Annotated in this window: 7 protein-coding genes and 1 pseudogene; 7 read left to right on the forward strand and 1 reads right to left on the reverse strand. The window is 61.4% G+C overall.

Annotated elements, in window-relative coordinates:
- The first annotated feature begins 26 nt into the window (after positions 1 to 26).
- The 5 genes from GIW48_RS27850 (at position 27) to GIW48_RS27870 (ending at position 5,657) form a co-directional block, all read left to right on the forward strand.
- Complete coding sequence (locus tag GIW48_RS27850) at positions 27 to 1,337, forward strand: citrate-proton symporter (RefSeq protein ID WP_236462233.1); 1,311 nt, start codon at positions 27 to 29, stop codon at positions 1,335 to 1,337.
- Positions 1,334 to 2,776 (forward strand): amidase, encoded by a 1,443-nt coding sequence (locus tag GIW48_RS27855; RefSeq protein WP_177032644.1) that lies wholly within the window; start codon positions 1,334 to 1,336, stop codon positions 2,774 to 2,776. The genes GIW48_RS27850 and GIW48_RS27855 overlap by 4 nt, the downstream gene beginning before the upstream one ends.
- Positions 2,777 to 2,840: 64 nt before the next feature.
- On the forward strand, positions 2,841 to 3,599 hold the full coding sequence (locus tag GIW48_RS27860; protein ID WP_017137263.1) for an IclR family transcriptional regulator: 759 nt from the start codon (positions 2,841 to 2,843) through the stop codon (positions 3,597 to 3,599).
- A 317-nt stretch (positions 3,600 to 3,916) separates the two neighbouring features.
- A complete protein-coding gene (locus GIW48_RS27865; RefSeq protein WP_017137264.1) occupies positions 3,917 to 4,498 on the forward strand; it encodes a YceI family protein in 582 nt (193 codons plus the stop codon).
- Position 4,499: 1 nt separating this feature from the next.
- The gene (locus tag GIW48_RS27870; protein WP_099548607.1) at positions 4,500 to 5,657 is read left to right on the forward strand and encodes a phospholipase D-like domain-containing protein; all 1,158 of its coding nucleotides are present in this window, start codon (positions 4,500 to 4,502) and stop codon (positions 5,655 to 5,657) included.
- A gap of 145 nt (positions 5,658 to 5,802) precedes the next feature.
- On the opposite strand, the gene bglX is transcribed toward GIW48_RS27870, so the two are convergent.
- Entirely contained in the window at positions 5,803 to 8,094 is a 2,292-nt protein-coding gene (bglX, locus tag GIW48_RS27875; RefSeq protein ID WP_017137265.1) for a beta-glucosidase BglX, read from the reverse strand.
- A 241-nt stretch (positions 8,095 to 8,335) separates the two neighbouring features.
- On the opposite strand from bglX, the gene GIW48_RS27880 reads away from it, so the two are divergent.
- Both GIW48_RS27880 and GIW48_RS27885 read left to right on the forward strand, forming a co-directional pair.
- Positions 8,336 to 8,947, forward strand: a complete 612-nt coding sequence (locus tag GIW48_RS27880; protein WP_017137266.1) for a LemA family protein — start codon at positions 8,336 to 8,338, stop codon at positions 8,945 to 8,947.
- An 18-nt stretch (positions 8,948 to 8,965) separates the two neighbouring features.
- Positions 8,966 to 9,583 (forward strand): annotated as a pseudogene (locus GIW48_RS27885) (TPM domain-containing protein); the annotation flags it as partial.
- Positions 9,584 to 9,635 lie beyond the last annotated feature (52 nt).

Below are 9,635 nucleotides of genomic sequence, written 5' to 3' on the forward strand. Positions count from 1 at the left end.
CTTATCGGTTGAATGGAGTGTTCCTCATGCAGACTTCAAACACAGGCGTATCGCGCACCCGCCAGGTGGTGGCGGCTGTGATCGGCAATGCGCTGGAATGGTATGACTTTATCGTTTACGGCTTTCTGGCCAGCATCATCGCGCGGCAATTCTTTCCGTCGCAGGATGAATACGCCTCGCTGCTGATGGCCTTGGCCACCTTCGGCGTGGGCTTTTTCATGCGCCCGGTGGGCGGCATCCTGCTCGGCATTTATGCCGACCGCAAAGGCCGCAAAGCCGCGATGCAGTTGATTATCCGGCTGATGACCGTGTCTATCGCATTGATCGCCTTCGCGCCCAATTACGCCGCCATCGGCATGGGCGCGCCGCTGCTGATTGTGGTGGCGCGCATGCTCCAGGGCTTTGCCACCGGCGGTGAGTACGCGAGTGCCACGGCGTTTCTGGTGGAAAGTGCGCCGGCCCATCGCAAGGGCTTGTATGGCTCCTGGCAGTTGGTGGGGCAATGCCTGGCGGTATTTGGTGGGGCGGCGATGGTGGCGTTGGTCACGCACTTCTTTTCGCCGCAAACCCTCGACCTGTGGGGCTGGCGCGTGCCGTTTGTGCTGGGCTTGCTGATCGGCCCGGTGGGGTTGTGGATTCGCAGGAACCTGGAAGACCCGGAAGAATTTATCCAGGCGCGCAAGCAAGCGACCGGCCCGGCGCCGAGCTTGATGGGCGTGCTGCGCGAGCATCGGCGCAGCATCCTTGTCTCCATGGGCTTGGCCTGCGGCGCGACGGTGTCGTTCTACGTGGTGCTGGTGAATATGCCGACCTTCGCGCACAAGAGCCTCGGTTTGCCGCTGGACCAAGTGCTAATGGTGCAGATGTTCGCAGTGGCGCTGATGACCGTGGTGATTCCGCTGTCCGGCATGCTCTCGGACCGGCTGGGGCGGCGGCCGGTGTTGATGGCTTTCACCCTGGCATTCTTTGTGATGGTTTACCCGTTGTATGTGTGGGTGGCCGCGGCACCGTCCATCGAGCGCTTGCTGGTGATGCAAGTGCTGCTGTGCACGGTCATCGGCGGCTTTTTCGGCCCGGCACCGACGGCCCTGGCCGAGCAGTTTCCGATTGAGGTGAGGTCAACGGGTGTGTCGGTGGCTTATAACGTCGCGGTCATGGTGTTCGGCGGTTTCGCACCGTTGATCGTGACCTGGCTGACCAAAGTACTGGGTACGCCAGTGGCGCCGTCGTTTTATGTACTGTTCGCTTGCGTGCTGACGTTGATGGGCACTTACTGCATGCACGAAGCCCCACGGGCGAAAAAAACGCTGCCCTTTTCCAATGAGGTGAAGCCTTGAGCCGTGTTGATTGGGATGCCACGCAGCTGTCGCAAGCGATCCATGCGCGGCAGGTGTCGTGTGAAGACGTGATGGGCGATTACCTGGCGCAGATCCAGCGTTTTAACCCGAGTGTGAATGCGCTGGTGTCGTTACGTGATGCCGATGAAGTGCTGGCCGAAGCGCGTGCCTGTGATCGTGAGTTGGACCAGGGCCAATCGCGAGGCTGGATGCACGGCATGCCCCAGGCGATCAAGGATTTGGCGGCCACCAAGGGCTTGCGCACCACCTTGGGCTCGCCGTTGTTCGCCGAGCATGTGCCCGCCGAAGATGCGATCAGCGTGTCGCGCGTACGGGCCAGCGGCGCGATCATCATCGGCAAGACCAACGTGCCGGAATTCGGCCTCGGCTCGCAGACCTACAACACGCTGTTCGGCACCACCGGCAATGCCTATGACCCACGTTTGGTGGCCGGAGGCAGCAGCGGCGGGGCGGCGGTGGCGCTGGCGTTGCGCATGTTGCCGGTGGCCGATGGCAGCGACATGATGGGTTCGCTGCGCAACCCGGCGGCGTTCAATAATGTGTTTGGTTTGCGCCCTTCACAGGGGCGCGTGCCCCACGGGCCGGTGCCGGAATTGTTTGTGCAGCAACTGGGCACCGAAGGCCCAATGGGCCGCAGCGTCACGGATGTGGCGAAGTTATTGAGTATCCAGGCCGGTTACGACCCTCGGGTGCCGCTCTCATCCAAGGACGATCCGTCGGTGTTCGGCCAGCCGTTGCAGCGCGATTTTAAAGGCGCGCGCCTGGGCTGGTTGGGGGATTACAACGGCTATCTACCGATGGACGACGGCGTGATGAACCTGTGCGAGTCGGCCCTCGGCGATTTCGCCGCATTGGGCTGCGAGGTGGAAAGCTGCCAGCCGGCGTTTTCCCTGGCGCGCCTGTGGCGCTGTTGGTTGGTGCATCGCCATTGGTTGGTGCACGGCAACCTCGGTGCGGCCTACGCCAACCCGCAAAAACGCGCGTTGCTTAAACCCGAAGCGCAATGGGAAGTGGAGGGCGGGCTGGGCTTGAGTGCGCAGCAGGTGTACCAGGCGTCGGTGGACCGCAGCGAGTGGTATCGCGCCTTGGCCAAGCTGTTTGAACGTTACGATTTCCTGCTGTTGCCCACCGCCCAAGTGTTCCCTTTTGATGCACAACAGGCGTGGCCGCGCAGGGTGGGTGGGCGTGAAATGGACACCTATCACCGGTGGATGGAAGTGGTGATCGGCCCTACATTGGCGGGCTTGCCGAGCATGAGCATTCCGGTGGGCTTCAATCCTCAAGGCTTGCCCATGGGCTTGCAGATCATCGGCCCGGCCCAGGCGGACCGCGCTGTCTTGCAGCTGGCTTATGCTCATGAACAGCTGACGCAATGGGTACAACGCCGCCCGCCTGCGTGCCTTGAATCGATGAGTTGACCTGCGATCGGGCCTGTATCTTGCTGTGAAAAATGATCATCCACCGGCAACAGGGAGATCGAACATGGAGACAGGCACGGTACGGTCGGTTGAGCGCGCACTCGCCATCGTCGAACTGCTCGGCGAACACCAGGCCTTGGGGTTGGAGGAGTTGCACTACCTCACACGACTGCCCAAGGCGACGGTGTCGCGCATGTTGCTGACCTTGCAGGAACAGGGGTGGGTCTATCGCGGCCTCAGCGACCGTCGTTACCGCCTGCGCGCCCAGCGCTTGTTCGGCGACACCCAGCAACGTTTCAAGCGCCAGGTGGTGGAAAGCGCCGCGCCCTGGCTGCTGGAACTCAGCGAGCGCACCGGGCTGGTGGTGGATTTATCCTGCTTTGATGGTGAGCGCCTGGAAGTCATGGAAAGCGCGATCCCCAGTGTGTTGCGCAAGCTGTACCCCAACAACTGCCAGATCGTCGGCCAGCACGCCAGCCTGTTTCACTCGGCGATGGGCAAGGCATGCCTGACGCAATTGCCGGTTGAGGAGGTGCAGCGTCTGGCGGGCCGCGATCATGTGGCCGCGGACGAGCAGGTGCATACCTGCGAGCAAACCCAGCACCAGGGGTTTGGCCAGCGCACTGAAGGCTATTGGGAATACCCGGTGCGCCTGCCGTTTCTGATTCGCGCGGTGGCCTTGCCGGTGCAGGCCAATGGGCGGCTGGTGGGCAGCATGGCGCTGCACTGGCCGATGCATCAGGCGCCGGTGGAACGCGTATTAAACCTGCACATGGCCAGCCTCGAAGCGACGGTGCGCGATGTGCAGCGGGCGCTGATCTGAAGGCAACCACCGAACCCTGTGGGAGCTGGCTTGCCTGCGATAGCGGCAGGTCAGTCACCTTCACTGTTGCCTGTGGCGAGCAGGCTTGCCCTGCGTTGGGCTGCGAAGCAGCCCCAAAATCAAGCGCTGAGTTTTTTCAGTAAAAATTCCAATGCTCTCATGGGGCTGCTGCGCAGCCCAACGCAGGGCAAGCCTGCTCGCCACAGGGGTTTGGCTGCCTTGAAAAATTGTGCAGATACCCGGCTCCCACATTGGATTTGCGCCGCTTGTGAGATTGCGCTTAAGGTTCGTGCAGGTTTTTTGCCCCATGAGTTTCTATGTTCAATCTCAAACCCCTGGCCTTCACGCTGTTGACGTGCGCCGCCTTGCCTGCCCACGCCGACTGGTACCTGGATAACGAATCCTCGCGCCTGTCGTTCGTCACCACCAAGAACACCGAGATTGCCGAGGTGCATCGCTTCCTGGTGTTGCACGGCAAGGTCGACAGCAAAGGCGCGGCGCAGCTTGAGGTCGAGATGGAGTCGATCAACAGCGGCATCCCGCTGCGCGATGAGCGCATGCGCAATGACCTGTTCCAGATCAAGGCCTTCCCCGAAGCGCTGATCAGCGCGCAGATTAATCTGCAACCGATCAATGACCTGGCCCCAGGCGCGCAAATTGAGTTGCGCCTGCCACTGTCGGTGACGTTGCACGGCAAGACTCAAACCTACAGCGCCGAACTGCTCGCCACACGTCTGGATGACCGGCGCTTTCAGGTGGTGACCCTGGAACCTGTGGTGCTGCATGCCGAGGATTTCGATTTGGTGCCGGGTGTGGCGGCACTGCGCAAGGCGGCCGGCTTGGCGTCGATCAGTTTGTCGGTGCCGGTCGGTGCGGTGCTGATTTTCACGGCGCGCTGACGTGAGCGGCGCAGTGTTCCCATGGCGCAGCGCCAACCGCTTCGAGTTGCTGATCGACGGCCCGAGTTTCTTCCCGCAGATGCTGGTGGGTATTGCCCGGGCCGAGCGCCAGGTCGATCTGGAGTTGTACCTGGTGGAGGCGGGTGCTTGCGCTGAAGCCATGGTGCAAGCGTTGGTGCAAGCCGCCGAGCGCGGCGTGCAGGTGCGCTGCCTGTTTGATGATTACGGCAGCCTGGCCTTCACGCTGGGCCTGCGTAAGCGCCTCACCGACGCGGGCGTGCAACTGCGCTTCTACAATCGCCTGAGCTGGCGCCGTTGGATGCGTAACCTGTACCGCGACCATCGCAAACTGTTGCTGATTGATCAGGGCATCGCCGTGGTCGGCGGCACGGGCGTTACCGATGAGTTCTGGACGCCAGGGCAAGACACCGCCGACTGGCATGAAGTGATGGTGCAGATCAGCGGCCCGTTGGTGCTGGACTGGCAGGCGTTGTTCGACCGCCAATGGCATGCCAACGCGGCGCGCCGTGAGTGGAAACCCGCCACCCATTTCGGTTTGCCGCGCTTGCCCAAGGTGCCGGCCACCGGGCCTGGCCTGGGGCGCGTGGCGTATGCCGATGCTCGTCAGCACCGCGATATTTTGCAGTCGCTGATCCGCGCGCTGAACAGCAGCAAGACGCGCATCTGGCTGGCCACCCCGTATTTTCTACCGACCTGGAGCGTGCGCCGTGCGTTGCGCCGCGCAGCCGGGCGTGGCGTGGATGTGCGTTTATTGCTGACCGGCCCGCGCACCGATCACCCTTCAGTGCGCTACGCCGGGCACCGTTATTACCCACGATTGTTGCGCGCAGGCGTGCAAATCTTTGAATACCAGCCGTGTTTTTTGCACCTGAAAATGGTGCTGGTGGACGACTGGGTGAGCGTTGGCTCGTGCAATTTCGACCACTGGAATTTGCGCTTCAACCTGGAGGCCAACCTGGAAGCGCTCGACCCAGAATTGACGGCAGCGGTGGTGGGCAGTTTCGAGGGTGATTTTGCCAAGAGCCAGGCGGTGAGCCTGGCGGCCTGGAAGGCGCGGCCACTGTGGCGGCGGGTGAAGCAGCGGGTGTGGGGCTGGATTGATCGGTTGGTGGTCAACCTGCTGGATCGGCGGGGGTAGCCGCATCACTTAGATCAAATGTGGGAGCTGGCTTGCCTGCGAAAGCATCACCTCAGTACACCTGACACACCGAGGTGCCTGCATCGCAGGCAAGCCAGCTCCCACAAAAGCCAGCTTCCACACTGACCGCATTTACAGTTTTAGATCAGAGCAGTTCAAACGTCTGCTGCTGCACATCCTGGGAATCCAACCCGATCTGCACATTGAACTCGCCCGGTTCCGCCGCGAACTTGAGTTGAGTGTTGTAGAACTTCAAGTCTTCCTCGCTGATGGTGAAGTGCAAAGTGCGCTCTTCACCGGCCTTGAGCATGACTTTCTGGAAGTTCTTCAGCTCTTTAACCGGGCGGATCATCGAGCCGGCCACGTCCTGGATGTACAACTGCACTACGGTTTCGCCATCGACTTTACCGGTGTTCTTCACGGTGACGCTGGCGTCGAGCTTGCCGGTCTTGTTCAGGGTGGTGGACGACAGCGCCATGTCCGACAGGCTGAACGTGGTGTAGCTCAAGCCATAACCGAACGGGAACAGCGGCCCGGTGACGTCATCGAAGTACTGCGAGGTGTAGTTGCCCGGCTTGCCTGGGGTGAACGGCCGGCCGATGCTCAGGTGGTTGTAGTAGGTTGGAATCTGCCCCACCGACCGCGGGAAGGTGATCGGCAGCTTGCCCGATGGGTTGTAGTCACCGAACAGCACGTCGGCGATGGCGTTGCCGCCTTCAGTGCCGGCAAACCAGGTTTCCAGGATCGCGTCAGCCTCTTTGTTTTCATCCACAATCGACAGCGGGCGGCCGTTCATCAGCACCAAGACCAGCGGTTTGCCGGTGGCTTTGAGCGCCTTGATCAGGTCGCGCTGGCTTTGCGGGATGTTCAGGTCGGTGCGGCTGGAAGACTCGTGGGACATGCCACGGGACTCGCCCACGGCGGCGACCACTACGTCGGCTGCCTTGGCGGCCTTGACCGCTTCGTCGATCATCACCTGGGCTGGGCGGGTGTCATCGACCACTTCCGGCGCATCGAAGTTGAGGAAGTTGAGGTAGTCGACCACGGCCTTGTCATTGGTGATGTTGGCGCCACGGGCGTAGATGATTTTGCCTTTGTCGCCGATTACAGCGTTCATGCCGTCCAGCAGCGTGACGGATTGTTCAGGCTTACCGGCGGCGGCCCAACTGCCCATCATGTCGATCGGTGCCTTGGCCAGCGGGCCGACCAGGGCGATGGTCGCGGATTTTTTCAGCGGCAGGGTGTTGTTGTGGTTTTTCAGCAAGACCTGGCTGCGGCGTGCAATATCGCGCGCATCGCTGCGGTGCAGGCGGCTGTCGGCATAGGTGTCGGCCGGGTCATCTTCGGCCTTGCCGATGCGCAGGTACGGGTCTTTGAACAGGCCCATGTCGTACTTGGCGCCGAGCACTTCGCGCACCGCATTGTCGATGTCGCTTTGCTCGATTTCGCCGGATTTGAGCAGGCCGGGCAATTCCTTGCCGTACAGCGAGTCGTTCATGCTCATGTCGATGCCGGCCTTGATCGCCAGCTTGGCAGCCTCACGCCCGTCCTTGGCCACGCCGTGCTTGATCAGCTCGAAGATCGCGCCATGGTCGCTCACGGCCAAACCTTTGAAGCCCCAGTCCTTGCGCAGCAGGTCGTTCATCAGCCAGGTGTTGGCGGTGGCCGGTACGCCGTTGATCGAGTTGAGCGCCACCATCACGCCGCCGGAACCGGCCTTGATCGCCGCATGGTACGGCGGCAGGTAGTCCTGGTACATCTTGACCGGGCTCATGTCGACCACGTTGTAGTCGCGACCGCCTTCCACCGCGCCATACAGGGCGAAGTGCTTGACGCTGGCCATGATGCTGTCGGCATTTGCCGGGCTTACGCCCTGGAACGCCTTGACCATCACTTCGGCAATGCGTGAGACCAGGTAGGTGTCTTCACCAAAACCTTCGGAGGTGCGGCCCCAGCGCGGGTCGCGGGAAATGTCGACCATCGGCGCAAAGGTAATGTCGAGGCTGTCGGCGGCGGCTTCCTGGGCGGCGATGCGCCCGGAGCGGCCGATGGCGTCCATGTCCCAGCTGGAGGCCAGGGCCAGGCTGATCGGGAAGATGGTGCGGTGGCCGTGGATCACGTCATAGGCGAAGAACATCGGGATCTTCAACCGGCTGCGCATGGCCGCGTCCTGCATCGGACGGTTTTCCGGGCGGGTGATCGAGTTGAACGTGCCGCCGATGCGGCCGGCGGCGATTTCCTTGCGGATCAGCTCGCGGGGCATTTCCGGGCCGATGCTGATCAGGCGCAATTGGCCGATCTTTTCATCCAGGGTCATCTGCTTGAGCAGGTCGCTGACGAAGGCGTCCTTGTCTTTAAGCGCAGCAGGCTTTGTTTCTGCCCAGACGGGGTGGGTGGCCAGAGTTGCAACAAGGCCGAGCAAACACAGCTTTTTCATGAATATCCTTTTTCGGCTACTGCACAGCGAAAATGCGCTGGTCTGCCAAAATGTGGGGGAACCTATGTTGTTGTTCGAGTGTTATTGCAGTAAATGCACCACACTTGTGAACTCTTATTCGCGCTGGGCATCTTTTTAGCTGATTGGCTCGACGCAATCCAGTGGTGGCGGATTATGCCCCAAGCGCGCGGTTTATAGGGTTAGTCATCACATTCCATCCAGATTGGGCAGGAGAAACACTATGCAAGCAGCACAACATTACCGCTGGGGCTTCAAGGCCGCGGCTTTGCTACTGATCAGCACGGTGCTGAGCGGTTGCGGCATCAACACCATTCCGACCCTGGACGAACAGGCCAAGGCGGCCTGGGGCCAGGTGCAGAACCAATACCAACGCCGCGCCGACCTGATTCCCAACCTGGTGGAAGTGGTCAAGGGCTATGCGGCCCATGAGCAAGACACCCTCACCGCTGTGATTGAGGCGCGGGCCAAGGCCACCTCGATCCAAGTGGATGCCAGCACCCTCGACAACCCCGAGAAACTCAAGCAGTTCCAACAGGCTCAAGACGGTTTGAGCGGCGCACTCAGCCGTCTGATGGTGGTGTCCGAGCGTTACCCGGACCTCAAAGCCAACCAGAACTTCCTGGCGTTGCAGTCTCAGCTTGAAGGCACCGAAAACCGTATTGCCGTGGCCCGTCGCGACTTTATCCAGGCGGTGCAGGCTTACAACACCGAGATCCGCACCTTCCCCGGCCGCCTGTGGCATAGCGTGATGTACAGCGACTTGCCGATCCGCGCCACGTTTGAAGCCACCAGTGCCGACGCCGATAAAGCGCCGCAAGTGAAGTTCAAATAAGGCTTCTCTGAGGTGTCGATGCGTTTATTACGGATAGGCTTGGCGCTGTGGCTGCTGGCCTGCGTGGGCGTGGCCCAGGCGGCGCTGACCTTCCCGGCCTTGACCGGGCGGGTGGTGGACACCGCACAGATGATCGACCCGGCGGTACGTGCGCAGCTGACCCAGCAATTGCAGGCGCTGGAGCAAACCTCGGGTGACCAGATCGTGGTGGTCACTGTGCCTGACCTGCAGGGCGTGCCCATTGAGGACTACGGTTATCAATTGGGCCGCCAGTGGGGCATCGGCCAAAAGGGCAAGGACAACGGCGCGCTGTTGATCGTCGCCCGCGATGAGCGCAAATTGCGCATCGAAGTCGGCTATGGCCTCGAAGGCGTGCTGACCGATGCGCAGTCGTGGGTGATCATCAACCAGGTGATCGCGCCCAAGTTCAAGGCCGGTAATTACAGCCAGGGCATCAGCGACGGCGTTGCGGCCATGATTCAGGTGGTGGGCGGCGAGCCGCTGGCCGTGCCGGCGCATGTGGCGGATGCGAATTTTGCCAAGGATAATCCGGGGTTTTCCATCGGTTTGTTCATCCTGCTGATCGGCGTGTTGTGGCTGTGTAATCGGCTGGGGCTGCCCGTTGGCGCTATCCTGTCCCTTTTTATACTCTGACCGGGCCGGCGAGGGGGCGCCCGCGGTGTGTGTA

This window comes from Pseudomonas sp. PA-6-3C (genome assembly GCF_021605825.1).
Classification (GTDB): domain Bacteria; phylum Pseudomonadota; class Gammaproteobacteria; order Pseudomonadales; family Pseudomonadaceae; genus Aquipseudomonas; species Aquipseudomonas edaphica.

Coding starts and splice junctions, on each gene's coding strand:
- GIW48_RS27860 (WP_017137263.1), top strand. CDS start 2,841: ATGGAGACAGGCACGGTACGGTCGGTTGAGCGCGCACTCGCCATCGTC.
- GIW48_RS27865 (WP_017137264.1), top strand. CDS start 3,917: ATGTTCAATCTCAAACCCCTGGCCTTCACGCTGTTGACGTGCGCCGCC.
- GIW48_RS27880 (WP_017137266.1), top strand. CDS start 8,336: ATGCAAGCAGCACAACATTACCGCTGGGGCTTCAAGGCCGCGGCTTTG.
- GIW48_RS27850 (WP_236462233.1), top strand. CDS start 27: ATGCAGACTTCAAACACAGGCGTATCGCGCACCCGCCAGGTGGTGGCG.
- bglX (WP_017137265.1), bottom strand. CDS start 8,094: ATGAAAAAGCTGTGTTTGCTCGGCCTTGTTGCAACTCTGGCCACCCAC.